This is a genomic window from Micromonospora sp. NPDC049175 (assembly GCF_043197345.1).
GTDB lineage: Bacteria > Actinomycetota > Actinomycetes > Mycobacteriales > Micromonosporaceae > Micromonospora.
In genome coordinates this window covers 706,468-731,241 of record NZ_JBICSY010000001.1, presented here as the reverse complement: position 1 = coordinate 731,241, position 24,774 = coordinate 706,468, and the positions used below count along the sequence as shown (strand labels likewise).

21 protein-coding genes and 5 pseudogenes are annotated in these 24,774 nt (G+C 70.4%); 10 read left to right on the top strand and 16 right to left on the bottom strand.

From position 1 onward, the window contains the following. Positions 1-35: 35 nt before the first annotated feature. The 8 genes and pseudogenes from ACGFH8_RS02960 to ACGFH8_RS02925 all read right to left on the bottom strand — a co-directional run bounded on the left by ACGFH8_RS02960 (position 36) and on the right by ACGFH8_RS02925 (position 8,798). Positions 36-896: an alpha/beta hydrolase fold domain-containing protein gene (locus ACGFH8_RS02960; RefSeq protein WP_393362506.1), complete on the bottom strand. Its 861-nt coding sequence runs from the start codon at positions 894-896 to the stop codon at positions 36-38. Next, complete coding sequence (locus ACGFH8_RS02955; RefSeq protein WP_393362504.1) at positions 893-1,852, bottom strand: LLM class F420-dependent oxidoreductase; 960 nt, start codon at positions 1,850-1,852, stop codon at positions 893-895. Before ACGFH8_RS02955 ends, ACGFH8_RS02960 begins: the two co-directional genes overlap by 4 nt. An 11-nt stretch (positions 1,853-1,863) precedes the next feature. Beyond that, entirely contained in the window at positions 1,864-3,048 is a 1,185-nt protein-coding gene (locus ACGFH8_RS02950; protein ID WP_393362501.1) for an acyltransferase family protein, read from the bottom strand. Next, on the bottom strand, positions 3,035-4,300 hold the full coding sequence (locus ACGFH8_RS02945; RefSeq protein ID WP_393362499.1) for an MFS transporter: 1,266 nt from the start codon (positions 4,298-4,300) through the stop codon (positions 3,035-3,037). The genes ACGFH8_RS02950 and ACGFH8_RS02945 overlap by 14 nt, the downstream gene beginning before the upstream one ends. Before the next feature lie 78 nt (positions 4,301-4,378). Beyond that, positions 4,379-5,440, bottom strand: coding sequence for a GDSL-type esterase/lipase family protein (locus ACGFH8_RS02940; RefSeq protein WP_393362497.1), 1,062 nt, complete (start codon positions 5,438-5,440; stop codon positions 4,379-4,381). 197 nt (positions 5,441-5,637) lie between these two features. Then, positions 5,638-6,234, bottom strand: a pseudogene (locus tag ACGFH8_RS02935) (recombinase family protein); the annotation flags it as partial. Between the two features lie 155 nt (positions 6,235-6,389). Next, positions 6,390-7,433, bottom strand: coding sequence for an NAD(P)-dependent alcohol dehydrogenase (locus tag ACGFH8_RS02930; RefSeq protein ID WP_393364445.1), 1,044 nt, complete (start codon positions 7,431-7,433; stop codon positions 6,390-6,392). 27 nt (positions 7,434-7,460) lie between these two features. Next, positions 7,461-8,798 (bottom strand): multidrug effflux MFS transporter, encoded by a 1,338-nt coding sequence (locus tag ACGFH8_RS02925; protein ID WP_393362494.1) that lies wholly within the window; start codon positions 8,796-8,798, stop codon positions 7,461-7,463. Positions 8,799-8,899: 101 nt separating this feature from the next. Here ACGFH8_RS02925 and ACGFH8_RS02920 point away from each other — a divergent pair, with 101 nt between their 5' ends. Then, entirely contained in the window at positions 8,900-9,778 is an 879-nt protein-coding gene (locus ACGFH8_RS02920; protein ID WP_393362491.1) for a helix-turn-helix transcriptional regulator, read from the top strand. 239 nt (positions 9,779-10,017) lie between these two features. On the opposite strand, the gene ACGFH8_RS02915 is transcribed toward ACGFH8_RS02920, so the two are convergent. Further along, positions 10,018-10,734, bottom strand: coding sequence for a cation transporter (locus tag ACGFH8_RS02915; protein ID WP_393362488.1), 717 nt, complete (start codon positions 10,732-10,734; stop codon positions 10,018-10,020). Continuing rightward, entirely contained in the window at positions 10,734-11,069 is a 336-nt protein-coding gene (locus ACGFH8_RS02910) for an ArsR/SmtB family transcription factor (RefSeq protein WP_393364442.1), read from the bottom strand. The genes ACGFH8_RS02915 and ACGFH8_RS02910 overlap by 1 nt, the downstream gene beginning before the upstream one ends. A gap of 143 nt (positions 11,070-11,212) precedes the next feature. Between ACGFH8_RS02910 and ACGFH8_RS02905 the strand changes: the two are divergent. Continuing rightward, positions 11,213-11,422, top strand: a pseudogene (locus ACGFH8_RS02905) (hypothetical protein); the annotation flags it as partial. Positions 11,423-11,596: 174 nt separating this feature from the next. Here ACGFH8_RS02905 and ACGFH8_RS02900 read toward each other — a convergent pair. Then, on the bottom strand, positions 11,597-11,956 hold the full coding sequence (locus tag ACGFH8_RS02900) for a cyclophilin-like fold protein (RefSeq protein WP_393364440.1): 360 nt from the start codon (positions 11,954-11,956) through the stop codon (positions 11,597-11,599). 695 nt (positions 11,957-12,651) lie between these two features. Here ACGFH8_RS02900 and ACGFH8_RS02895 point away from each other — a divergent pair. The 3 genes from ACGFH8_RS02895 to ACGFH8_RS02885 all read left to right on the top strand — a co-directional run bounded on the left by ACGFH8_RS02895 (position 12,652) and on the right by ACGFH8_RS02885 (position 15,974). After that, complete coding sequence (locus tag ACGFH8_RS02895) at positions 12,652-13,272, top strand: TetR/AcrR family transcriptional regulator (RefSeq protein WP_393362486.1); 621 nt, start codon at positions 12,652-12,654, stop codon at positions 13,270-13,272. 159 nt (positions 13,273-13,431) lie between these two features. Further along, positions 13,432-14,331 carry an ATP-binding cassette domain-containing protein gene (locus ACGFH8_RS02890; protein WP_393362483.1) on the top strand — a complete coding sequence of 300 codons (900 nt, stop codon included), beginning with the start codon at positions 13,432-13,434 and terminating at the stop codon, positions 14,329-14,331. Further along, positions 14,328-15,974, top strand: coding sequence for a hypothetical protein (locus ACGFH8_RS02885; protein WP_393362480.1), 1,647 nt, complete (start codon positions 14,328-14,330; stop codon positions 15,972-15,974). The genes ACGFH8_RS02890 and ACGFH8_RS02885 overlap by 4 nt, the downstream gene beginning before the upstream one ends. 242 nt (positions 15,975-16,216) lie before the next feature. Here ACGFH8_RS02885 and ACGFH8_RS02880 read toward each other — a convergent pair. From ACGFH8_RS02880 to ACGFH8_RS02865, 4 genes and pseudogenes are all read right to left on the bottom strand, one after another. Continuing rightward, a pseudogene (locus ACGFH8_RS02880) lies at positions 16,217-16,395 on the bottom strand (Na+/H+ antiporter NhaA); the annotation flags it as partial. Between the two features lie 47 nt (positions 16,396-16,442). After that, complete coding sequence (locus ACGFH8_RS02875; RefSeq protein ID WP_393362478.1) at positions 16,443-17,261, bottom strand: S-methyl-5'-thioadenosine phosphorylase; 819 nt, start codon at positions 17,259-17,261, stop codon at positions 16,443-16,445. 40 nt (positions 17,262-17,301) lie between these two features. After that, entirely contained in the window at positions 17,302-17,838 is a 537-nt protein-coding gene (locus ACGFH8_RS02870) for a hypothetical protein (protein ID WP_393362475.1), read from the bottom strand. Further along, complete coding sequence (locus ACGFH8_RS02865) at positions 17,831-19,198, bottom strand: molybdopterin-dependent oxidoreductase (RefSeq protein ID WP_393362472.1); 1,368 nt, start codon at positions 19,196-19,198, stop codon at positions 17,831-17,833. The genes ACGFH8_RS02870 and ACGFH8_RS02865 overlap by 8 nt, the downstream gene beginning before the upstream one ends. Before the next feature lie 117 nt (positions 19,199-19,315). On the opposite strand from ACGFH8_RS02865, the gene ACGFH8_RS02860 reads away from it, so the two are divergent. Beyond that, a complete protein-coding gene (locus tag ACGFH8_RS02860) occupies positions 19,316-20,377 on the top strand; it encodes an NAD-dependent epimerase/dehydratase family protein (protein WP_393362469.1) in 1,062 nt (353 codons plus the stop codon). A gap of 17 nt (positions 20,378-20,394) precedes the next feature. On the opposite strand, the gene ACGFH8_RS02855 is transcribed toward ACGFH8_RS02860, so the two are convergent. Then, on the bottom strand, positions 20,395-21,795 hold the full coding sequence (locus tag ACGFH8_RS02855; RefSeq protein WP_393362466.1) for a hypothetical protein: 1,401 nt from the start codon (positions 21,793-21,795) through the stop codon (positions 20,395-20,397). Positions 21,796-21,939: 144 nt separating this feature from the next. Here ACGFH8_RS02855 and ACGFH8_RS02850 point away from each other — a divergent pair, with 144 nt between their 5' ends. The 4 genes and pseudogenes from ACGFH8_RS02850 to ACGFH8_RS02835 form a co-directional block, all read left to right on the top strand. Then, complete coding sequence (locus tag ACGFH8_RS02850; protein ID WP_393362463.1) at positions 21,940-22,614, top strand: glycosyltransferase family 2 protein; 675 nt, start codon at positions 21,940-21,942, stop codon at positions 22,612-22,614. Further along, positions 22,611-23,213, top strand: a pseudogene (locus ACGFH8_RS02845) (TIGR04282 family arsenosugar biosynthesis glycosyltransferase); the annotation flags it as partial. The gene ACGFH8_RS02850 and the pseudogene ACGFH8_RS02845, both read left to right, overlap by 4 nt. Before the next feature lie 206 nt (positions 23,214-23,419). Further along, positions 23,420-24,109 (top strand): class I SAM-dependent methyltransferase, encoded by a 690-nt coding sequence (locus ACGFH8_RS02840; protein ID WP_393362460.1) that lies wholly within the window; start codon positions 23,420-23,422, stop codon positions 24,107-24,109. Between the two features lie 415 nt (positions 24,110-24,524). Then, positions 24,525-24,763 (top strand): annotated as a pseudogene (locus ACGFH8_RS02835) (two-component sensor histidine kinase); the annotation flags it as partial. Between the last annotated feature and the right edge of the window lie 11 nt (positions 24,764-24,774).

Here is a 24,774-nt window from a genome sequence, read left to right as displayed (position 1 = left end):
TCATCAGCCGCAGTGAATGATTGAACGCCGGCGTCTCACTCCGCGACACCACCTGCCGAACCCATCCGATCTTGAACGAAACCTCCAAGCTCGTCGATGGCCGCCACCGCGAGCGAATGCGGCACGGCCGACTGCCAGCTGTGGGTCACCCGCGGCCAGCTGCGCAGAACAACCCCGGTGCCCAGATCCGCCAGCCGTCGCGCGAAGGCGCGCGAGTCGTCGACCAGCACCTCGTCCGCACCGACCTGTAGGAAGGTCGGCGGCAGTTTCGCCAGCTGCGCGTCCGAGGCTCGCAGCGGTGAAGCAGCCGGGTGGTCAGGGTCAGCGCCGTTCAGGTAGCAGGCTGCGGATCGGGCGGCGGCCTCCCGGCTGAAAACCGGGTCCGTCGCCGCGCACCGGTGATAGGAATCCGCCGCCTGCGTCAGGTCCAGCCAGCCGCAGAGCACTGCCAGGCCGGCAGGCTGTGGCGACTCGGTCGTGAGCAGAGCCGCAGCAGCAAGACCTCCGCCTGCCGACTGGCCGGACACGACAATCCGGTCCCGGGACGAGAATGCGTCGTACACCGCGACGGCGTCCTCGACCGCCGCCGGGAACGGATCCTCGGGCGCCAGCCGGTACGACGGCAGAGCCACCCGCACGCCTGCCCGGTGGGCCAGCTGGGCCGCGAACCCGACGGCCCCCTCCGGCGAACCTGCCCGATAGCCGCCACCGAAGAAATGCAGCACGGTACCCCGAACCGGTCCGGTGTCCGGCCGCACCACCAGCGTCCGGCGGCCGGCGACGACTTCCTCTTCGACCGTGGTCCCCGGCCGCGGCACGATCCGGCGGGCCAGCTCGTCGAGCGCCCGCCGGGTATCAAGGATGTGTTCCCTCGTCAGAGGTGGCGGGAGGTTCACGGGTGCAGATCAGCGAGTACCCGCGGCAGGTTCTGCGGCCGACGAGCCAGCTCCGGCGTGCCGGCGACATACAGAACGATCCGCGTGACGCCCGGCTGCAGATAGCGGGTGATCCGCTCCACACACCGGGCGGGGTCACCATGGATCCAGAGTTCGTCGACGATGTGATCGGGGATCGCCGCACCCGCACCGATCCGGTCGCCCGCGTCAGCCGCCCGTTTCGACACAGCGAGCTCGTCACCACGACCCAGCCAGCTGTGAAAGGCGTGGTACGGCGTCTGGTTGAGGATCCACCCGAGGAAACCGCGACCGGCAGCCCGCGCATGGTCGGCGTCACCGGTCGGGCAGACGAACAGCTTGACCACGGTCTCTCGACCCGGCAGCAACGACTGCACCGGCTCGAGCACCCGCGGCAGATCCGCGGCCGCGAGGAGATTCAGCACCACGCCGTCCGCGTCCTCGTAGCCGACCCGGACCATCTTCGGCCGCAGCGCTCCCACCAGCACCCGCGGCCGCTGTTCCGGCTTCGCGTCAAGCCGGAACCCCTGCACTGAGAACGTCTCGTAGTCTGCCGAGACGACCTCACCGGCCAGCGCCCGGCGCAGGAACCGCACCGTGTCACGAACGCGCGCGAGCGGCTGCCCGAACGGTACGCCGTTCAGCGCGGTGACATGCGCCGGCACCGATGAGCCGACGCCCAGCAACACTTCACCGCTGGTCAACTCCGCCAGCGCTCCGACCGTCTGCGCCAGTACGCCGGGACCGCGCGTACCGACCGGCACGACGCCCGTGCCGAGCGACAACCGCGGCTGCCAGGCGGCCGCCGCAGTCAGCGGGGTGAAGGCATCAGTGCCACCGCCTTCCCCGGTCCAGACATCGGTGTAGCCGAGATCCGGCAACGCCTGGATCAACTCACGGGCCGCGGTCAGCGGCAGCCCGCTCAGTGGCAGGTTCACACCCCAGCTCGTCATGCTCGAACCAGCCCGCGGAGCCGCCGTACGGGACGCTCGACCAGGACGAACGAAGTCGCCGCGATGGCGACCGTGAACACCACGGTCACGGGGAACAGAATCCAGAACTGCGCGTGCCCGGCGGTCTGGCCGGTGATCCGTAGCCAGGCCTCAACGACGACCATGTGCCAGAGGAACAGCCCGTACGAGATCCGGCCGAGCGCACTCGGAATGCGGCCGGCGAGCAGTTTCGCCGGACCGTGGTCAGCGCGGAAGAGTAGCGGCAGGACCAGAGTGACCGCGATCACAAGGTAGAGCACGTGCTCCAGCAATGCCTCGACCACCGTCGGATAGCGCGCGGTCGTACCGGTCAATGGCGTCGACACGGCGACGTACGCTACGAGCGCGACTCCCCAGCTCAGCCAAGGGCGTCGGCCGATGAGGACGGCAAGCCCAGGCGGCTCCGCTGCTCGCGCCAGATGCGCGGACCAGGCGGCGAGCGCGATACCAGCGGCGAAGTAGCCCAGGTACTCCGGCAGCCAGAGCGCGAGCTTCGGGTACGGGCCCGCCGACGGCACATGCGTCAGGACCACCGTGCCCAGGTTGATGATCTCGAGTACCGCGAAGGCCAGCAGAATGCGGGCCGGTTGCACCACCAACCGGTGCAGAACGACGGCAAGCAACGGCAGCACGGCGTAGAACGCGACCTCGGTGGCCAGGCTCCAGGTCTGCGTGATCCCGAGCGGTATCCCCGTGTCCGAGTAGATATGCGTGAGCGTCAACGTCTGCACGACAGGCCACAGCGAGCCATGCGTGCTCGAGGCAAAGGCGATCAGTGCGACGATCGCCACCAGCCAGTACGCCGGAAGAATCCGGAGCGCCCGGTGCCACAGATAGACCCGCGCCGACGGAGGAGGCCTGTTGTCCAGCGCGGCGTCAGCCCACGGCCTGTACAGCAGCAGACCGGACAGCACGAAGAAGATCGGCACTCCGACCGTGAACCGGGACAACACCGGTCCGAGCGGGCCGCCGGTCCCGATCCCGAGCCAACTGGACGCAACCTGGCCCGTGTAGATACCAACGTGCAAGGCGATCACGAGCAGGGCAGCCACCGCCCGAAGTCCATCCAAGGCCGGGGCATATCTCCGGCTGGGATCGATCGGTACGACGACTCTCGCCACCGGCGCCTCAGACGTAACCATGGTCCACCTCCTCGGTCGCCCGGCCCGGAGCCTCAGACGAAGCCGCCGCCTGCCGTGTGACCGCGGTCAGCAACGGCAGCGACAGCACCGCCGCGATCAGAGCCAAGCCGCCGCCGACAACCGCGACACCGACATCGACATGCGGGAACAGCCCGACCAGCGCGACGCCACCCGCGGCTCCGGCGTACAGGACTGCGCTGTTCCACGAACTCGACGTCGCACCGAGTGCGGGCCGCAGATTGAGCAGCAGAGTCTGGACATTGGAGCCGAAGGCACCACTGGCCACGAACCAGATGACGATGGCGGCCGCGGCGACGACCAGCGGTGCGCCGAAGGCAGCCACAACCGCGGCCACGCCGAGCAGCACCGACCAGATCGGGATCCAGAACGTGTCCTGCCTGCCGTTGGCGCGGGCCTCGTCGCCGATCCGGCCTGCCAGCAGCGCACCGACTGCACCGCCGATACCGACCAGAACCCCGATCAGGCCGAGCTCACCGACCGAGAGCCCGAACCGGTCGTGCAGCACCACGCCGAGGAAGGTGTAGGCGCCCAGGTTCGCGGCTTGCAGGAAGAGCACCACGATGAGGGCCTGCCGCAACAACTTGTCCGACCAGACCGAGAACACCGAGCCCAGGTTGAGAGTCGCGCCCCGCGGCTTGCTTCCCCGGGTCTCGCGGTACACCAACGGCACCGTGATCACCGAGGCGGCAGCGATCACCCAGAACGCGACCCGCCAGCCCGAGACATCCGCAACCAACCCGGCGATCGGGATCCCGAGAACCTGACCGGCCGAGAACAACGCCAACCCGACACCGATCGCTCGACCGACCAGTCGTTCCGGCACGCTCTCCGCGATGTGCGCCCAGATCGAGGGCCCGGCCAGTCCGGCGCCGAGGGCACCGATCACCCGCGCCAGGATCAGCACCTCCAGGTTGCCGGCCAACGCGGCCAGCACGTTGCCGAGCAGGAACAGCACCGCACCCGCGACGACCGTCGGCTGCCGGCCGAACCGGTCGGACACCGCACCCAGGAACGGCGCGGTGATCGCATAGACGAGCGTGTACGCCGTCACGGTGATCGCGGCCGCGGTCTCGGAGACCTGGATGGACTCGGCGATCGTCGGCAGCAGCGGGGACACCAGGAACGTCTCGGTCCCGATCAGGAAGACGACCAGGTAGATGCCGGCGAAGGACCGCCAGGGCACCCGATCCGGCGCGCCCGCGGGCTTGACCTGGGCATGATCGATGGACACGCCGTTCCTTTCGTCAGGCGGGGAAGACTGTGATGTGTCGATCGTGATGCTCCTGACCAGGGCTAGCCAGAACCCGGCTTATGCAGATACCCGCGCTATCAGGCTGGGCACCATCCCGAGATGGTCCAGGAACCGCTCGGCGAAGAGGTGGTGGCCCGCGGGCCCGGGGTGCAGTCGTTCGATCGACAGCGGCTCGAGCATCAGCTCGGCGTCAGACGGGCCGAAGATCTTCAGCCCGTCCAGGTAGTGCACATGCAGGTCCCCCGCTGCTCGCAGCAGCTCGACGGCCCGGGCGGTGCGGGCCCGGCAGTCCTCGATCGTCAGGCCCGACGGCCCGGCCACACTCTCGCGCTCGGGAGCATAGATCGTCGACATCATCATCAGTGGAGTCACGGGATGGCGTTCGCGCACCGTCCGGACGAAGCCGATCACCGCGGCAGTGAAGGTCTCCGGACCCAGGCTGCCCAAGGCCTGACTGTTGATACCGACACAGGCGGTCAGGACCTCGGCGGGCAGATCACGCATCAGCCGGGCCGTCATCGGTTGCATATGGCAAGCAGCGCCCAGCGCGAGCGATGTCAGATCCCAGCCCGCGGACTCCGCGACCAACGCATGCCAGGCAGTGCTCGGACTCGCCGCACCACGCCCTTGGGAGATCGAGCTGCCGTAGTGCACCCACCGAGGCCGTCGCCGCTCGTCCGGCTGCCACCGGGTCTCGACCTCCAACAGACGCAACCGAAACTGGTTGTACGTCGGCAACCACAGCTCGACCAGCCGATCACGTCGCTGACCCCCGAGCGGAACCTCGAACTCCTGGTCCCCGCCGTCCGCGCGGAGCCGGACCGTCCTCAGCAGCCGCCCGTCGACACGTACGTCCAGCCGAGGCCGCTCCTGCGGGCCATTGAGCACTGGCGCCGGATCGGCCTGATACCGGCACCGCAACCAACGGCTGTCGGACCGGAGGCTGATCCGGACCCCCGACGGCATCGCGGCCCGCCCGACCCCACCTTCCGGCAGATGCAGCTCAGCTTCCTCATAAGGCACCCGCCACGGCGCCCACCACAACGGCCGCCCATCGGGACCGGGCGGACCCGGCTGAACGGACACGGCGCCCCGGAACAGGACCGACGGATCCCCCACCGCGACACCTCGGGCGAGAGTTGACGCAGACATGCCTGAATCGTCAGCGGCCCCGTCGGCCTTAGCCAGTCCCGCGAGATGCAGTGACCAGAACTATCACCGTAGTTGGCGCACACGCCGCAGCAGATCAGTCCGGCCAACACATAGCGGCGGGGGAGGCCGTCGGCTGGGGTCGGTGCGCTGTGGATTGCCTGGACGGCGACGAAGTGTTCTTCGCTGACCAGCGGATCATGCGCGATCTCGCGGGAGATGACCCAGTCGGTGGAGGCGCTCCACCGTTGGATCTCGTGGTGTCGATCGAAGGTTCCCTCGTCAGGGAGGGCATCACGGTCGGTGCGTTGACGGTTCCAGACCTGCCGCCCGGTGTAACGGGGGTTGGCCAGGATCGCCGCGACAGCGGTGAGCATCCACTGGCGGCCGCTGCGGTGGGGGTTACGCGCTGGGTCGGCGCCGGACGGGCACGGGACGCCGGTGTCGTTGAGGGCACGGGCGATGCTGGCCACGCTCCGGCCGGCAAGGCGCTGCTCGAAGATCCACCGGACGTGGGGTGCGGTGGCATGGTCGGGCTCCAAGCGGTGCAGGCGCGTCCCCAGGTTGCGTGGGCGCAGGGCCGGCGTCGGCGAGCCGGTAGCCGTAGGGTGGCCCGCCGCCGAGATGTCGGCCCTGCAACTCCGCCTGAGCGCGCATGGCCGCAGTGGTGCGATGCCGGGCTCGGGACACCTCCCGGCGGGAGTGCGCGCCGAGCAGGTCCAGCAACGCCACCTGCCGCGGGTTGTCGAAGTCCACCGGCCCATAGGTTTCCGGCCAGCCTCCTGAGCCTGCTCGACGAGTAGCCGGCTCTTGACGAGCCCACCAGGAAGGCGGACCGGAGTCGCCTTCCTGCCGTTCACGCCTGGTCGTGGATCAAGAAGGGCCCGCCGTTCGGCGGGCCCTGGCACCCGGGAGAAGATCAGCGCAGGGTGTCGATGTCGATGACGAACCGGTATCGCACGTCCGAGGCGAGTACCCGTTCGTACGCGTCGTTGACTGCCTCGGCACCGATGACTTCGACCTCGGGGGCGATGCCGCGCTCGGCGCAGAAGTCCAGCATCTCCTGCGTCTCGGCGATGCTGCCGATGCTGGAGCCGGCGAATGACCGTCGGTTGCCGAACAGCGCGAAGACGGGCACCGGCAGCGGCTCCGCCGGGGCACCCACGCTGACAAGCGTGCCGTCCAGACGCAGCAGACCGAGGTAGCTGGCCATGTCGACCGGTGCGCTGGCCGTGTTGATGATCAGGTCGAAGCTGTTCTTGAGCGCCTCGAACGTGGCCGGGTCCTTGGTGGCGTGGTAGTGCTCGGCTCCGAAGCGCAGGCCGTCGTCCTTCTTGCCCAGCGTCTGCGACAGCACCGTCACCTCGGCGCCCATCGCCGCGGCGATCTTGACGGCCATGTGGCCCAGACCACCCAGGCCCACCACGGCGACCTTCTTGCCGGGGCCGGCGTTCCAGTATGCCAACGGAGAGTACGTGGTGATGCCCGCGCACAGCATCGGCGCTGCCGCCTCGTACGGGATGCTCTCCGGCACCCGCAGCACGAAGTCCTCGTTCACGACGACGTGGGTCGAGTACCCGCCCTGGGTCACGGTGCCGTCCCGGTCGACGCCGGCGTACGTCTGGGTGTTGCCCTTGAGGCAGTACTGCTCGTTTCCGGTGCGGCAGTTCTCGCACTCGCGACACGAGTTGACCATGCAGCCGACACCGGCACGGTCGCCGACGGCGTGGCGGGTGACGTCGGCGCCGACCTCGGTGATCCGGCCGACGATCTCGTGGCCGACGGTGAGCGGGTAGGGAACTGTGCCCCAGTCGCCGCGCACGGTGTGGATGTCGGAGTGGCAGATGCCGGCGTAGCGGATCTCGATGAGAACATCGTGCGGGCCCAGGTCCCGCCGTTCGATCGTGGTACGCACGAGCGGTTCGGTGGCAGAAGGCGCGGCGATGGCGTTGACGGTGAAGATGATGTCCTCCGGTGACGTGATGCTGACCTACCCGCACCTCACCACAGGTGCGGCGGCGCTGCGAGTCTCTGCCAATGGGTGTACTACGTGCTCTGTCTTTTCCGGGCGGGCCAGCACGAGCAGGCCGATCATCGAGAGCGCCGCGCCGGCGACCATGAGCAGTGCCATCGGCACGGCGGTGTGCTCGCCGCCGAGCCCGGCGATCGGGGCGATGATCCCGGCGGCGACCCACTGGACGAACCCGAGAATCGCCGAACCGGTACCGGGATGCTCGGGCACCTCCGCGGAGGCGAGGGCACCGCCGTTGGGGCCGATGAGGCCTTGGGCGCTCATCAGCACAAGGAAGCACACCACCGCGAGCAGCATCGGTGTGCCGAACCACAGCGCGCCGACGAGCATCGCCACACCCGCGGCGAGGGCCGCGACCTGGCCGACGAGAATGACCTTGCGGGTGGCGACCCGCCCGGCCAGCCGAGCGGCGATCAGAGCCGCCACCGTCATGCCGCCAGCGTTGACGGCGAAGTCGACCGAGTACGCGGTTGGCGACATTCCGTTCATCGACTGCAAGACGAACGCCGAGGTGGCGACGTACGCAAACAGGGCACCCATCGCTGAGCCGCTGACCAGCAGGTATCCGACGTAACGGCGCCGAGCGAGGACCTGCCGCCCAGCGACGGCGAACGCCCGCAGGCCGCCGCCGTGGCGGCGTCCGACCGGCAGCGACTCCGGCACGGCGAGCAGCACCGCCAACGTCATCACCACACCCAGGGCCGCGACAACCCAGAACGACACGCGCCAGTGCGACACCTGCAGGATGACCGCGCCCAGCAGCGGCCCGGCGATCGGGGCGACGCCGCCGACACCGGCGATCACGTTCAGCAGGCGGACCAGCCGGGCGCCGGATGCCAGGTCGACGATCACCGCCCGGCCGATCACCATCGCCCAGCCGCCACTGAAGCCCTGCACGAGCCGGGCGACCATCATCACGCCGATGGACGGGGCGAGAGCACAGACGACCGAGGCAACGCTCATCAGCACGATCGCGGCGATCAGCGGCCGGCGCCGGCCGCGCTGGTCGGAGACCGGCCCGCCGATCAACTGGCCCAGCGCCATGCCGACGAAGAACGTGGTCAGGGTGAGTTGCACCTGCGTCGCGGACGCCGACAGTTCCCCAGCGACGCGGGGGAACGCTGGCACGTACATGTCGGTGGCCAGCGGGGCGATCGCGGTCAGGAAGATCACGGTCGCGACCAGGGCGGAGGTGATCCGGGCCTGGCGGCGTACCGGGTCGGGAACGACACTGGCTCCGGTGGCGGACGTGAGCGGGGACGCCTCGTCCCGCCGGGTGGTTGATACCGCGGTCATGCATCAAGCACATCTCGCGCGCCGCACCCAGGAAAGGCCCTGACGATGGGTGTACCAGCAGTACATCCCACCTCACCGCCGCCCGTCGTATCGTCGAAGTCGTGGACAACCGAGTCGAAGCACGCGAGTTCCTCACCACCCGCCGCGCCAAGATCACCCCGGAGCAGGCCGGGATCCCGACCGCAGGGCAGCGCCGGGTGCCAGGGCTACGGCGCAGCGAAGTCGCCGCGCTGGCCGGGATGAGCGTCGAGTACTACGCCAAACTCGAACGCGGTCAGCTGGCCGGTGTCTCCGCCAGCGTGCTGGACGCGATCGCCCGCGCGTTGCGACTCGACGACGCCGAACGGACTCACCTGCTCCGACTCGCCCAGGAGGCGAACGGCAGCAACGCGTTGCTGCGGCCGAGCCGCCGCCCGAAGCAGTCGAGCGCCCGTCCCAGCCTGCAGTGGTCGCTCGACGCCATCACTACCCCGGCGATCCTGGTCAACAACCGGCAGGACCTGCTCGCCGCCAACCACCTCGGCCGAGCCATGTACAGCGACGTCTACACCGACCCGACGAACGTGCCCAACTTCGGCCGGTTCACGTTCCTCGACAGCGCTGCCCGTCGCTTCTACCCCGACTGGAATCTCGCCGCCGACATGACCGTCGCGAACCTGCGCACCGCGGCCGGCAAGGACCCACACGACAAGGGCCTACACGACCTGGTCGGCGAGTTGTCCACCCGCAGCGACGACTTCCGCCGCCGCTGGGGCGCCCACAACGTGCGCACCCACGGCACGGGCACCAAACAGTTCCACCACCACGTCGTCGGCGAGCTCACCCTGGCGTACGAGAGCATGGACCTGCGCGCCGAGCCGGATCTCACCCTGACCATCTACGCCGCCGAGCCGGCCTCACCGACCGCCCAGGCGCTGGCTCTTCTCGCCTCCTGGGCCGCCACCGCCGTCGACAGCGACGAATCGGTGCATCCGCTGTAACGACCATCACATCGCGGGTGGCCGGGACGGCACGATTGAACGAAACCTATGGGGCCGGTGGTCATCGACGTATTACTTCCGCGTCGCCTACGCCGAGATCCGCGGAAATGACGGCCGACACTCATGGCCAGGTTGACCGACCTGCCTGGGCGGTACATCTAGCCCGTCCGCCGCGTCTGGGCTCGTCGCTCAGCAGTTCCGGCGGTGGCCGAAGGAATTTGCCGCGTCCGCAGGTCCGCTCAGCGGTTGTCCGTGGTGCAGCACCCGTCGGTGCATTCGCTGGCGTCAGCGCCTAGGGCGGGGGAGCGCAGCGCTGCGCCGGGGGTGCAGCAGGTGTCGCCGCGCCAGGCTTCGCGGCCTTCCTTGACCGCGACCGCGGCGATGATCAAGGCGGCGGCCGGGTCGGCCCACCACCAGCCGAACAGCGAGTTGACCGCGAGCCCGACCAGCAGCACCGCCGAGAGGTACGTGCACAGCAGGGTCTGTTTGGAGTCCGCGACGGCGGAGGCCGACCCGAGTTCGCGTCCCGCACGACGTTGCGCGGCCGACAGGACCGGCATCACGGCCAGGGACACCGCGGCCAGGACCAGGCCGATCGTGGAGTGTTCTGCGCGGTCCGCGCCGACGAGCGCGCGCACCGACTCGACGGACACGTACGCGGCGAGGGCGAAGAACGACAGCGCGATGATCCGCAGCGCGGCGCGTTCCCGGCGTTCGTGGTCAGGGCCGGAGAACTGCCAGGCGACTGCGGCGGCGGAAGCCACCTCGATGACGGAGTCGAGCCCGAACCCGATCAGCGCGGTCGAGGATGCCATCCTCCCGGCGCTGATGGCGATGACCGCCTCGATCACGTTGTAGGTGATAGTCGCGGCGACGAACAGGCGCACCCGCCGGATCAGGGTCGCGCGGCGGGCCGGTGTCGGGCCAACCGAGATCAGCGGAAGTGGCGCGTTCATCAGCAGCACCCCTCGGCTTCGGCGGCCGGGCAGACGGCCGGGTCGACGGCCAGGACCAGACCGAGGAGGTCTCCGAGGGCGTGCGCGAGTCGGGCGTCAGCCAGTTCGTAGCGGCTGCGGCGGCCCTCCGGTACTGCGACGACGAGGCCGCAGCCCCGCAGGCACGCCAGGTGGTTGGACAGGTTCTGTCGGCTCGTGCCCAGCAGGTCGGCGAGGTCGGCCGGGTAGCCGGGCCCCTCGCGCAGGGCGAGGAGGAGCCCGGCGCGGACCGGGTCGGACAGGGCGTGACCGAAGCGGGCCAGAACCTGTCCGTGCGTCAGAGTCTCCACCACCAGACAGTACATCAGTCAGTGAATAAATAAGACGCTGAACTATTGAGCACGGACCGTGACGAGGCTCGAACGAATTGTCGTCGGCGCAGTCATCACCGGCAGCCTCGCGCCGCTCGCCGACGCCGGGCACGTCCTCGCTGACGCTGATGCTGACGCTGACGCTGACGCTGACGCTGACGCTGACGCTGACGCTGACGCTGACGCTGACGCTGGCGCCCGCGCCCTCGGCGCGGCCATGCGCGCAGCCCGCTCGGCGACCGGGGCGGCGCACCTTCGGCTGGGCACGCGCGGAGATCCTCGCCGCCGCCGTCAACGGCCTGATCCTGGCCGGGATGGGCGTCTACGCCTTCGTCGAAGGCGTCCGGCGTCTGTTCGAGTCTGTCGATGTGCAACCCGGTGGCATGGCCGTCATCGCCCCACGCGCGCTGCGGCTGCTGCGCGACGCGGTCAACATCCTGCTCGAAGCCGCCCCGCAGAGGCTGACCTCGAACAGATCCGCCAGCACATGCTCGTGCGGCTTGGGTTTGGCCTCAATCGGCGTGGACTTCGACAGTCGCGGTGATGGCACCGTCCATGTCGGCGATCCGGCTGGCGGCGTCGCCGTCCAGACGTCCGATGATCACGATGCCGGGGTAATACGACTGATCGCCGTAGTAGAGGACAAGATCGTTGCCAGGTGCGTAGTAGCCGACATCTCCGACGTCGGGATCGGCGCCGTCGGGTTGGCCGTCCAGTCGCAGTGGTGAGGGCAGTGGGCCGGTCTTCTCCACCGAACCGTGGTCGGTCATGGCAATGGTCAGGGGAAGCAGGGCGATGAGGTCGCGGCCGGCGGCGCTGTCGAAGAGGGTGGCCGGGAAGCGCTGATCGCCGATGGTGATGCGGATCTTCATCTGTTCCTCCTGGGCTCTGGCGTCGGTGTCGCTCGGCTGCCGCGGTGGGCTGCCGGGCGATGTTGATGTAGATCGTGTGCCCACCGGACTGTCACCGGACTGACTGTTGTCACCGCAACCGGCAGCGGTCAGCCCGATGATCGTCAGCAGTGCTGCGCAGACGGCCGTACGGAAGGCTGGCATGGATGGCATCTCCTTCGATCGGGTAGGCCGTCCGGGACGGCGCCCGGATGGGCTACTCCTTGTCGCCGGTCCACGTGGGCTTACTGAAGGCGAGCAGGAGCTCGAGCATCCGGGGTCCTGATGAGTGAGCTCCAGTGTGGGTTGCCGGCGATCGAGTCCGGCGATGGCGGTCACGTCTTGCCATAGGTCTGTGCGATGGCGGCCCAGCGTCGGGTCGGTCAGGACACCCCTGTCGCCTCAGCCAGCGGCGATCAAGCCCGCAGGAGGGCGCGCCGTGCCCTGCATGTCGATCTGCTGTCGCAACACCAGGGGATAGAACACCGACTCGCGCTTCGCAGCCTCATCGAAGCTGTTGAACGTATGGGCAGTTGTGACCCGCAGGATCCGGTTGTGCGATGACGAGCACGATCGCGGGGTCCGAAGGCGGCGGGTCGACCGGATCAGGCACGATCTAGGGCAGCCACCACAATTCCCGTTGACGGAGTGAGTCTTCACTCCGTACCTTTTTCGGTATGACTGAGATGCCCACCCGGCGCAGAGCGCCGGGAATGAGTACCGAACACCGACGCGAGATGATCGTGGCTACTGCGCTGCCACTGCTGGTCGAGCACGGCTCCGCGGTCACCACACTGCAGATCGCGAAGGCGGCCGGGATCGGCGAGGCCACGATCTTTCGTGCCTTCGCCGACAAGGACGAACTGTTGGACGCCTGCGTCTCCGCTGCCCTGCGCAACGACCATGTGCTGGCGGAACTTGACGCCGTGCCGTTGGATCAGCCGTTGGCGGCCAGACTGACCGAGGCGGCAGCGACCCTGCACGCCTACCTGGATCGGATGGGTGCGGTGATCGGCGCCGTGCACGGCAGCGGCCGGCGAGGTGAGCGACGCGAGCCAGCTGATCGCAGTGCGACCGGGGGTCGAGCAACAGCGACCGAGCGCACCCACCAGGCGGTGATCCGACTACTGGAACCCGACCGGGCCGTACTGCGACTGCCGGTCGAACAACTCGCCGCCATCTTCCTCGGCATTCTCATGGGCCGGCGAGGAGCACCCGGTGATGCGGAGACCCGGGTCGAGACGCTGGTCGACGTGCTCCTGCACGGCGTGGTCGATACTGCGGCTGCTACTGGATGAACCCCCGCGATCGGGATGAGCCTCGTTGAGCGTCCGGGACCGTCCTGAGTGTCCACGCGGTGGCTTCCTGCCGGGTGGATGCGGGAGTACGGTGGGCTCTGGTGTGCCGGGAAGTCTGGTCGGCGGTCATATCCGTGTCGACCGGTGAGGACTTCCGCCATGAACGATCTCGCGTTGCGTGCCATCAATCTGACCAAACGGTACGGCCGTTTCACGGCTCTCGACGACCTGTGCCTTGAGGTGCCCGCTGGTGAGGTGTTCGGGTTTCTCGGTCCGAACGGCGCGGGCAAGTCGACCACCATCCGCCTGCTGCTGGGGCAGTTCCGTGCCACGGCGGGGCGTGCCTGGGTGTTCGACAGCGACGCGGCGGATGTCGCACGGGCGCATCGGTCGTTGGCGTACGTGCCGGCCGATGTGGCGTTGTGGCCGCAGCTGACCGGCGCGGAGATCCTGCACCTGCAGGCGCGTACCGGGCCGGGCGTCGACCTGGCGTACCGCGATGAGTTGGTGCGACGGTTCGCGCTCGATACCAGCAAGCCGGCCCGTGCCTACTCGACGGGGAACCGGCAGAAGGTGGCGCTCGTCGCGGCGTTCGCGACGCGGGCGCCGCTGCTGATCCTGGACGAGCCGACCAGTGGCCTCGATCCGCTGATGGAGCGCGAGTTCCGGCTCGCTGTCGCCGAGGCCCGTGACCGTGGGCAGACCGTGTTTCTCAGCTCGCACCAGTTGGCCGAGGTCGAGGCGGTCTGTGACCGTGTCGCGATCCTGCGGGCCGGCCGGCTCGTCGAGATCGCCACCATCGAGCAGTTGCGGGGTCTGCATCGCGCCGAGGTGACCGTGTCGTACATCGGCGTACCGCCGCCAGGTCTTGATCTGGTCCCTGGCGTCGACGCGGTCGAGCAGGTCAGTCCCGGGCGACTACGGTTCTCGCTCATCGGGTCGCCGGCGCCGGCGTTGCGGGCGCTCGCCACGGCCGAGGTCACCGCGTTGGCAATCCGCGAACCGAACCTTGAGGAGATCTTCCTCGACTACTACGGCACTGCGGAGAGCATCCGATGATCACCAGGACGGTCCCGTCCGCCGTCGGACTCAGCGTGCCGGCCCTCCCCGGCAGAGCCGTCACCAGGCTGGCGGTGCGGCAGCTACGCCGCAGCGGCCTGATCGTGCTGGTGCTCGTCGCCGCCCTACCGGCACTTGTCGCAAGTACGTACACCAGCGTCATGGCGGATCCCGCCGCGGCGGGTAGCATCGCCGCGCTCGCGGCCAACCCGGCCATCCGGACCCTGTTCGGCGAACCGATCGCCCTCGATCAGGCTGGCGGATTCACGGTGTGGCGGGTCGGCACCTTTCTCGCTGTCCTCCTCGCCGTCTGGGCGATCCTGGCCACCACCCGCATCACCCGGGGTGAGGAGGACGCCGGCCGGTGGGACGTGCTGCTGGCGGGACGGGTGCCGCTACGAGAGGCGGTGGCCCGCCATTTGGGCGCCGTGATGGTTGTTCCGGTCGCCGCGGGCGTCGCCGTGACCGTGGTGTTGCTGCTGGCCGGTACCGATTCGGCCGGCGCCGCCGTGCACGGCGCCGCCGTGCACGGCGCCGGTGTCGGTGTGCTCGGGTTGTTCTTCGTCGCCGTCGCCGGGCTGGCCGCGCAGGTGTTCCCAACGCGAACGGCCGCGACGGGAACCGCCGTGGCGGTGCTCGGTGCCGCCCTGCTGACGCGCATGGTCGGCGACGGCCTCACCGGACTTGGGTGGTTGCGCTGGCTGTCACCGTTCGGGCTGCTCGCTCTCAGCGAACCGTACGCGCGGAACCAGGTCATGCCGCTGCTGATTCTGCTGGCCGCGGCGGTGTTGCTGGCCGGCGCGGCGGTTGCCGCCGCTGGCCGCCGGGATGTGCGTGGCGGTCTGATCGCGGTCGCTGCCGGCCGCCGCCCACGGCTGATGCTGCTGTCCGGCGTGGGAGCGTTCGCGGTGCGGCGCATGCTGCGGCCCCTCACCGGCTGGGCGGTGGGCGTCGGTGCCTACTACCTGCTCATCGGCTTCACCACGGTGTCGGTCACCGAGTTCCTGAGCGACAATCCGGCCCTCGCCGAGGAGGCGGCGCGTGCCGGGTTCGCCGCGCTCGGTGCGGTCGAGGGGTTCGCCGCGACCCTGTTCGCGTTACTCGCGTTGCCCGTCGGCGGGTTCACGGCGGTCCGCGTGTCCGCTTTCGTCGCGGCGGAGAACAGCCGCATTCTCACGTTGCTGACCGCCCAGCCGGTCACCCGGTCCCGGCTGCTCGCTGCGGAGATCGCCGCCGCGGCCGCAGGTGCGATCGCCTTGGTGTGTGTCGCCGGGTTCGCCGTCTGGGCGGGCATCGCCGCGACCGGGGGTGATCTCAGCTTGTTGGCGGCATTGGGTGGGGCCTGGAACACGCTGCCGGTCGTGCTGCTCAGTCTCGGCGCGGCCACTCTCGCCGCCGGCTGGGCGCCGCGGGCGGCGGCCTTCGCCGGATCGTTGCCCGCGGCCGGGGGGTTCCTGCTCCTGGTGATCGCCGACAGCGTCGGCGCACCCGGCTGGGTTCGCGGACTCTCGCCGTTCGCCCACCTGGCGCCGGTCCCGCTGACCGCGGTCGACTGGACCAGCACGCTGATCATGATCACGCTGGGCGTTGCCCTGTGCGTGGCCGGTGTCATTGGCTATCGGCGACGCGACCTTCAGAGTTGAGGAGGGATGCGGGTTGCGCTCAGGCGTTCCGCCGCACGTCGGGGGTGTCCTGTTGGTAGACGTCCGGGATGTTGTCACGGTTGGCGTCGGCGGTCTCGGCGTCGTGGATCCGCCGGTAGGTGCGGTTGCGAAGCCGCAGGATGACCGCTGCCAGCAGCGCGGGGTCAGAGAACCGGCCAGTACGGCGACCTTGACGTGGTCGTCGCGTTCACTGCCGATCCCGAATGCCAACTCCCCGGCGTGTGGCAGGAAGCGGCCGATCACCGCGAGCACGGCCAGGGCGAACGCGATATCGGTGGCGGTCGGGATCGCCCAGCCCCCTGCCGTCGCCCTCGCCCGCGGCGAGGTTGATCACCAGGTACAACACGGCGGGGACGGTCACCCCACCGACGGCGGCGGCGATCGGGACGGCGGCGCGCTGGCGACAGGCTGCGAGCTGTTTGTCCTTCACCCGTCCTTCACCGTGTGTCAGGGCAAGGTGATCGGGAGCGGGACGTCCTCGTGGCCTCGCCCGCAGGCGCAGGTGGACGGGTCGGGCGGCAGTGCCGGAATGGCCTGGTAGAGCACCTCACGTAGTCGCTCGACGTTCGCGGCGAAGATGCGCAGCACCTCGGCGTGGCTGACCGCACCGGCCGCGTCGACTCCGGCGTCGAGGTCGGTGACCAGGGCGATAGGGGTGTAGCACAGCTCCAGTTCACGGGCGAGGATCGCTTCTGGGTGCCCGGTCATGTTGATCAGTTGCCAGCCCTGGCGGGCGTACCACTGTGACTCCGCTCGCGTGGAGAAGCGCGGCCCTTCCACCACCACCATGGTGGCGCCGACGACGGCTTCGAACCCGACATGACGGGCGGCGGCGACAGTCGTGCGCCCGTTCGGGCAGTACGGGTCGGCGAACGACGTGTGCACCGCACCGTCGTCGAAGTAGGTGCAGGCACGTCCGCTGGTCCGGTCGACCATCTGGTCGGGGAGGACGAGCGCCCCGGGGGCCAGTTCCGTGGTGAGGGATCCGACGGCGCAGGGTGCGAGGATCTGGCGTACCCCGAGCGCGCGCAGTGCCCAGAGGTTGGCCCGGTAGTTGATGCGGTGCGGGGGGAAGCGGTGGTCGGCGCCGTGCCGCGGCAGGAACGCCACCGAGCGGCGACCGACGGTGCCGACGGTGACCGGGTCGGACGGGCGGCCGTACGGTGTGGAGACGTCGACCGCCGTACCGCCGGCTACCAGGTGGTAGAGGCCACTGCCACCGATCACCCCCACCTCGGCCTGGGGCAGTTCCGCGTACCTGGTCATGCTCGTGCCTTCCTGCGGACAGCGGCGGGGGATCACCCGTTCAACGCGTCGACCCGCCGACCCGTCGCCAGCGGATCTGCCGCACGAGGTACCAGACGCCGCTGACCAGGAACAGCGCGGCGGTGACTACCAGCCAGCGGGCCAGGTACGGATGCTGGTTCTGACCGGTGGCGGCGAGATAGGTTTCCTGGCCCTGCCGCAGGATGCCGGGGAGATACACCAGGAACAGCAGCCCGGTGGCGAGTGCCGGCACCCGGATGTGATTCAACGGTGACGGCTGCCCCGCGCTGCCCGGTATCCGGTGGTGTGCGGCCGGCGATCGGCCATCCGGGCCGGCGGAGCCGGAGCGCCCGAGCGCGGCGCGCAGCACCCGGTCGGCCGACGCGTAGATCGGAAAGAGGACGAGGTCGTGGGCGACGGCCGCGCCGACGAACCAGAGCAGCATTCGGCCAGCCGTGGCCTCTTCGGCGATGCGGAGCGCGACCCAGCCGGTGAGGGTGAAGCAGACGATCAGGAGGACCAGGTGCTGGAGGGACGATCCGTAGGCCGCTCGGAATCGGGGGAGAGGCTCACCCATCGGCGTCGGTCCGGAAGGTGACCTCGGTGACCCATTTCGTGCAGTGCACGCCGGGCAGGGCGGGGACGATCACCCGGGCGGGGAAGCCGTGGTCGGCCGAGAGGTCGACACCGTTGACCCGCAGAGCGAGCAGGGAGTCGGTGTCGACCACCTGGTTGGCCTGGAGGATCGCCTGGTTGAACAACCCGGCCTTCTCCAGTGACCGCACCTGCGCCGACGCCGGATCGTCCACACCGACCAGGGCGGCGAGGTCGCGCAGTCGTACACCTGACCAGGCTTGTCGTGTCGACCACCCCTCCACGCAGGCGATCGGCAGGCGGGCGGTGTGCTGGCCCATCGCGAGCAGGCCGGGACGGTCGAGGGTGACGAGGCGGTCGCCGCCGCGCACGGTCAGTCGCCATCGTTGCCCGGTCTCGTCCGGTTGGATGCCTGCCGCGGCGGCGGTGCGGTTGATCGGGAAGCCGTTCGGTCCGGTGCCGGGCTGACGTCCGCGGGGCAGCAGCAGCGCGGTGCGGCGCCAGCGCCCGTCGAGGCTCTGCCCGATCGTGAGGGCGCCGAGCAGCAGGGACAGGCCGCCGACCAGGGCTATCGCGCCGCGTCGGCTCATCGTCGGCGCGCCGGGTGCGGTGGCCACCAGGTCGTCCGGATCGGGTGGCTCGGGCCGGGTCGCGGCCAGCGGGGTACGCAGCTCGGCCCGTAGCGGCTCGCTCTGCCCGGGTGGTTTGCGGTCCCGCAGGGCCGGCCGGGATCGGAGTGCGCTGACCATCCGGGGCAGTTTCAGCGTCACGTGTGCCACGAACGCCGCGATGAAGACCCAGGCTCCGAAGTAGTGCGCGGTGTAGAAGTCGAAGCCGAACAGGTACGCGTACTGGATGTTGAGCAGGCCGGTCGCGATCTCGAAGAGGATGCCGCCGACCAGCAGCAGCAGGGACAGTCGTTCGAGCACCTGGGCCAGGGAGCGGGCCGGTGGCCAGCTGAAGAGCTTCGGGATCACCGACCACAGCTTCCCCAGCACCACGGGGATCAGGATGATGCCGAGCGTCACGTGCAGCCCCTGAGTGACCCGGAACAGCCAGGACGGCCGAGTCGGCCAGTCGAACGGCGGCAGCCGTAACCAACCCACCTCGCGGGGGAGCGCCTGATCGAACTGGGGGCCGTAGGCGGCGTAGTCGAGCAGCCCGGTGATGATCACCAGCGGCAGCCCGACGAGGAGCCCGGCACCGTAGACGGCGGTGAGCCACGGGCCGCGCAGCGGACTGCGCCAGCGGTCCCCGGCCAGGCCGGGGACTGGTGGAGGGTGCCGTTCAAGGGCACGCCACCACCGCTGCGGGAAACCCGTCGGCCGGTCCGTCACACCCATACCCCGGGACGCTAGACGCCACAGGTGCCCGATCTGGTGCATTCCGGCGATACCGATCGCCTGGCAAGGCGGGTGAAATGACCGCGCCCCGGCCGAGTGCCGTCTACGGTCACCGGGATGCGGGTACTGCTCACCGGCGCGGCCGGTTTCATCGGATCGCAGATCGCCGACCTGCTCGTCGCCGAGGGCCACGACCTGGTGGCGCTCGACGCGTTGCTGCCCCAGGCGCACGGCGGGGAACTCCCCGAGTGGTCCCGGCGGCACGACCCGGTGGTCGGTGACGTCCGGGACGCCCGCCTGCTGGATCGGCTTCTCGCCGGCGTGGACGCGGTGTGTCACCAGGCGGCGATGGTCGGGCACGGGCTGGACCCGTCCGACGCCCCCGACTACGTCAGCCACAACGACTACGCCACGGTGGTGCTGCTCGCCGCGATGCACCGGGCCGGTGTGACCCGGCTGGTGCTGGCCAGCTCGATGGTCGTCTACGGCGAGGGTCGGTACGACTGCGCGACGCACGGCACCGTGCGACCCGCCCCCCGCAGCACCGCCGACCTGGCCGCCGGACGGTACGAGCCAACCTGCCCAGACTGCGCCGGCACCCTCTCGCCAGCTCTGGTGCCCGAGGACGCGCTACTCGAGCCGCGAAGCACGTACGCGGCCACGAAGCTTGCCCAGGAACACCTGGCCGCCGCGTGGGCGCGGCAGACCGGCGGGAGCGTCTGGGCGTTGCGCTACCACAACGTCTACGGCCCCCGGATGCCCCGGGACACCCCGTACGCGGGCGTGGCCTCGATTTTCCGGTCCGCGCTGGCGGCGGGCCTGCCGCCGAGGGTGCTGGAGGACGGCCGGCAGCGCCGCGACTTCGTCCACGTCTCCGACGTCGCCCGGGCCAACCTGTTGGCGTTGACCGCCTCGCCACCGCGGGGCCTCGTGCCGGTCAACGTCTGCTCCGGCGAGCCGCACACGGTCGGTGAGCTGGCCGTCGCCCTTGCCGAGGCGATGGCCGGGCCGGCGCCGCTGGTCGCCGGTGGCGGCCGGGTGGCCGACGTGCGACACGTGGTCGCCGACCCCCGGCGGGCGGCGGAGCTGCTCGGCTACACCGCTCGGGTCGGCTTCGCCGAGGGAGTGGCTGCCTTCGCCACCGATCCGCTCCGGGAACCGGCAGCCCTCACCGCCTGAGACCGTCGCCCTGCGGATCAGGAGACCGTCCACAGCAGGTGGCTGACCGCGAGGGCGGTGACCACCTGCCCGGCCAGCCAGAACCGTTGGGCGGGCGGTGGCAGGTGGGCGGCGGCCACCAGCAGCCAGACCACGAACGGTAACCAGATCCGTTCCACCTCACCCTTGCTCAGCCCGGACAGGTCAGCCGCGCCAACCGCCAGCGCGGCGGCCAGCGGCAGCAGCACCGTGGGCCCGGCGCCCCGCAGGGCGATCATCCCGGCTCGGTCCGGCCCGCGCCATCGCATCGCAACGGTCCGCGCCGGACCGGCCGACGCGAGCGCGGTCCGGCGCAGCGCAGGCCCGAGCACCGGGCCGGCGCAGAGCAGAAGCGCGGCCAGGTTCGCCCACACCCAGTAGCCGTACGGGCGATCCGCGGCCCAGCCCTGGTGATACCGCTCCACCACCAGGTGGTAGCCGTCCAGCCACCAGAAGCCGGCCAGGGTGAACGCGGCCACCACCGTGCCGACCCCGGCCAGTGCCGCGAGCAACGCCGGCCACCGGTCCCGCAGGCGCAGCGCCACCACCGCCAGGGCCAGAACGCCGACCAGCACGAAGCCGTACGACAGGTAGAGGGCGAAGCCGAGCAACAGCCCCCCGACCGCAGCAGCGGCCAGTCCGCGCACCGCCAGCAGGGCCAGCCCCGCCGCGACCACCCCGGTGAAGATGCCGTCGGCTGAGACTCCCACCCAGACCGCGCCGGGCAGCAGCACCAGGAACGGCAGCACACGGCGGGCTGCTTCCTCCGCGCCGAGTGCCCGCAGCGTCACCGGCACCGACACGGTCACCGTCGCCCCCACCAGCACACATGCGAGGGCGGCGACGGTGGGACCGCCGAGGCCGATCCGGTCCAACCCGACGAAGACCAGTAGCGCCCCCGGTGGATGGCCGGCGGTGTGGGTGGACCACGCCTCCGGCTGGAAGTCGAGAATCCGGGCGCTGAAGCCGGCCAGCATGGCGGTGATGTCGGTGACCCGGGGCACCTCGTGCAGGTATTCGGCCTGCGGGGTGAGTCGCCGGGTGAAGCCGGCCGACAAGCCGTCCACCAGTGCCAACGACATCGTCCATGCGACCGTCGCGAGATAGGCCGCGACCAGCAGCTGTCCCCACCCGGCGCTGCGGGACCACCGGACGCCCCAGCCGAGCACCCCGGCGGCGACCAGAAGCGCGGCCGGGGTACCCCAACCCAGGTGTGGACGCCAGGTGGCGTAGAGCGGCGCGGCGTCGGCGTGCAGACCGACACCGCGCGCGTTGAGCAGCAGCCCCACCGCCACCGCGGCGGCGACCAACGCGACCTCGACGCCGAGCACCACCAGGTCGGCGTCGACGCGTCGGGCGGGCACCTCCGGTCCCCGCCGTAGGGGCGCGAGCACATTCATGACCACCGGACGGTACGGCCATCGCCGGCCCGCTGCTGCGGGAACGGGCAGGACATCACCGTTCGATACGGGAGCGACGCCGGCAAGGATGCTGATGGTCCGATTACGCCATCTCGGGTGGCTTGGCGTCCTAGCGTTTCCGGTATGCCATCACCGATCGACGTGGTACTGCCGTGTCTCGACGAAGCCGCGGCGCTACCCGGCGTCCTGACCGCCCTGCCACCCGGTTACCGGGCGATCGTGGTGGACAACGGCTCCCGGGACGGCTCACCGGAGGTCGCGGCCCGGCACGGCGCCCGGGTCGTCCACGAAGCGCGCCGGGGCTACGGCGCGGCCGTACACACCGGCCTCGAGGCGGCCGAGACCGAACTGGTCTGTGTGCTCGACGCCGACGGCTCCTTCGACCCGACACAACTCCCGGAGCTGGTCCAGCCGGTGGCCAGCGGATCGGCCGATCTGGTGGTCGGTCGTCGTCGGCCCGTCACCGCCGGTGTCTGGCCGTGGCATGCCCGCGCCGGCACCGCGCTGGTCGCGGCGCTGCTGCGGCACCGGGGCATACCGCTGCGCGACCTCAGCCCGATCCGGGTGGCCCGCCGCGAGGCGCTGCTCGACCTCGGAGTCACCGACCGCGCCTTCGGATACCCGGTGGAACTGCTCATCCGTGCCGCCGCCGCGAGCTGGCGGATCCGGGAACTCGACGTGCGGTACTCGCACCGCGCTGCCGGCACCCGGTCGAAGGTCTCCGGCTCGGTACGCGGCACGCTCCGCGCGACCCGCGACTTCGCCGGGGTCCTGCGCACTGTGGAGCGATCGCGGTGACCGTCCTGCTGGTGATGGCGAAGGCACCCGTGCCCGGGGCGGTGAAGACCCGTCTCTGCCCACCGGCGAGCCACGTTCAGGCGGCCCGGATCGCCGCCGCGGCACTGCTGGACAGTCTGGACACCGTACGCGCCACACCCGGCGTGACACCCGTCCTCGCCCTTGACGGTCGGCTGGCCGACGCCGAGGAAGCCGCCGAGCTGACCGCCGCGATCGACGGCTGGCAGATCCTGCCGCAGCGTGGCGCCAACCTCGGCAACCGTCTCGCCAACGCCCACGCCGACGTGGCGGACGCCTACCCGGGTCGACCGGTACTCCAGATCGGCATGGACACGCCACAGCTCACGCCGGCGCACCTCGACGACGCCGTCCACCGCCTCACCCTGAGCGACGCCGTGCTCGGCCCCGCCATCGACGGCGGGTGGTGGGCGCTGGGTCTGCACAACCCCCGGCACGCCGCCGTGCTGGGGACCGTGCCGATGTCCACCGCATCGACCGGACACCACACCATCGCGGCCTTACGCCAGCGCGGTCTGCGCGTCGAATCCCTACCCCTGCTTCAAGACGTCGACGAATGGGCTGACGCCCTGGCGGTGGCCGCGTCGACTTCCGGCGATGCGTCGGGGTGGTCCACCGACGTGATTGCGGACGGTTGTCCTGGGCGGGCCGCGGCAGTCCTGCCCGGGCAGTCCGGGGGCGAAGACGCGGCCCACCCGGAGGCCCGACCGGAGCAGCACGGTAACGGCAGCCGCTTCGCGCGTCAGGTCGCGGCGGTCCGGCGCAGCCTGACGCTCGGAATCCCACGGTGAACCGCAGCGTACGGACCCGACCGGCCGACGCATTCGCCAGCGCGTTGCGGTGCCGCACCGACGACCACTGGCTGGTGCACGGCGACAACGGCTGGCGCAGCCGCCTACCGGTACGCCGGTGGCACGGCCCCGCCGAGCCGGCGATGGCCGCACTCGTCGCCCGGTGCACCGGGCCGACCCTCGACCTGGGCTGCGGTCCAGGCCGACTCACACTGGCCCTCACCCGGGCCGGACTGACAGCGGTCGGAGTCGACATCTCCGCGCAAGCGGTCCGCCTGACCCGGGCACGAGGCGCGATCGCCCTCCAGCGGGATGTCTTCGCCCCGCTGCCCGCCGAGGGACGTTGGGCGCACGTGCTACTGATCGACGGAAACATCGGCATCGGCGGTGACCCCACCACCCTGCTCGGTCGGTGCCACGACCTGCTGCGCCCCGGCGGCACCGTACTCGTCGAACTCGAAGCACCAGGTCCGGGATTGTGGCGCGGTCAGGCCCAACTGGCCCTCCAGGCCGCCGGCGGTGGATCGCGCCTCGGGCCACCCTTCCGGTGGGCGCGGCTCGACACGATGGCGGTCGCCGGGGTGGCATCAACGGCCGGACTCACGATCCGCGAGATGTTCCGCCGCGATCACCGCTGGTTCGGCGAGCTGGCCGCGGACAGCTGTGGCGCGGTCAACCCAACGTGAACCGAGCAAGGCCTCGGCCGGTGATCACCGCGGCCTGCCCAGGGAGCACCATGCCCGCCGGGCCCGGCTACCGCGGGCCGCCCTGTCGTCGAGATGGCGACGACACCCGCGACACGCCCAACTGGCACCACGCGCTGCGGCCGGTGTGTCGACGGATAGCGGTCCCGCGTCGGCCTGCCGGCGACCCTGCGGCGACTGCCGTGCCGGATATCGACGGTGAGGCCGAGGAAGGTCAGGCAAATGCGAAGTAACGGCTGGTCAGGAATCCAGGTCACGCCGGCGGTAGCCGATCGTGCCGGCGACCACTCCTACTGCGGCGATGCCGCCCATCACCGACGCTGCTGGCCACGCCGGCGCCGATGCCGGCACTGCAGGCAGGTGCGCGAACGGAGATAGCGCACGGATCCAGGAGGGTGCCGCGTACTTCGACGCGACAGTCGTCCGCGCCGGGATCGACACCGAGACCCCGACGTCGTACAGGTGCTCCGGTCGCTGGACACCGGTGGCGGCCGCCGCCCGGTCCCGCACCTCAACGGCGAGTGGTACGCGCGCACCGCGGATCCCGGTCCCACCGCGGCCATCCCCGTCGACCTGCGACGTCTTGTGGCGTCCGGGCAGCCGGCGGTGCAGCGGGTCCGCGTTGACGGACAATCCCGCCAGGCCTT

Excerpts from the sequence above, each read along its gene's own strand:
- ACGFH8_RS02870 (WP_393362475.1), bottom strand. The coding sequence starts at position 17,838 with ATGGGTGAGCCTCTCCCCCGATTCCGAGCGGCCTACGGATCGTCCCTC.
- ACGFH8_RS02855 (WP_393362466.1), bottom strand. The coding sequence starts at position 21,795 with ATGAATGTGCTCGCGCCCCTACGGCGGGGACCGGAGGTGCCCGCCCGA.
- ACGFH8_RS02925 (WP_393362494.1), bottom strand. The coding sequence starts at position 8,798 with ATGACCGCGGTATCAACCACCCGGCGGGACGAGGCGTCCCCGCTCACG.
- ACGFH8_RS02950 (WP_393362501.1), bottom strand. The coding sequence starts at position 3,048 with ATGGTTACGTCTGAGGCGCCGGTGGCGAGAGTCGTCGTACCGATCGAT.
- ACGFH8_RS02865 (WP_393362472.1), bottom strand. The coding sequence starts at position 19,198 with ATGGGTGTGACGGACCGGCCGACGGGTTTCCCGCAGCGGTGGTGGCGT.
- ACGFH8_RS02885 (WP_393362480.1), top strand. The coding sequence starts at position 14,328 with ATGATCACCAGGACGGTCCCGTCCGCCGTCGGACTCAGCGTGCCGGCC.
- ACGFH8_RS02850 (WP_393362463.1), top strand. The coding sequence starts at position 21,940 with ATGCCATCACCGATCGACGTGGTACTGCCGTGTCTCGACGAAGCCGCG.
- ACGFH8_RS02875 (WP_393362478.1), bottom strand. The coding sequence starts at position 17,261 with ATGACCAGGTACGCGGAACTGCCCCAGGCCGAGGTGGGGGTGATCGGT.
- ACGFH8_RS02860 (WP_393362469.1), top strand. The coding sequence starts at position 19,316 with ATGCGGGTACTGCTCACCGGCGCGGCCGGTTTCATCGGATCGCAGATC.
- ACGFH8_RS02900 (WP_393364440.1), bottom strand. The coding sequence starts at position 11,956 with ATGAAGATCCGCATCACCATCGGCGATCAGCGCTTCCCGGCCACCCTC.
- ACGFH8_RS02895 (WP_393362486.1), top strand. The coding sequence starts at position 12,652 with ATGACTGAGATGCCCACCCGGCGCAGAGCGCCGGGAATGAGTACCGAA.
- ACGFH8_RS02890 (WP_393362483.1), top strand. The coding sequence starts at position 13,432 with ATGAACGATCTCGCGTTGCGTGCCATCAATCTGACCAAACGGTACGGC.
- ACGFH8_RS02915 (WP_393362488.1), bottom strand. The coding sequence starts at position 10,734 with ATGAACGCGCCACTTCCGCTGATCTCGGTTGGCCCGACACCGGCCCGC.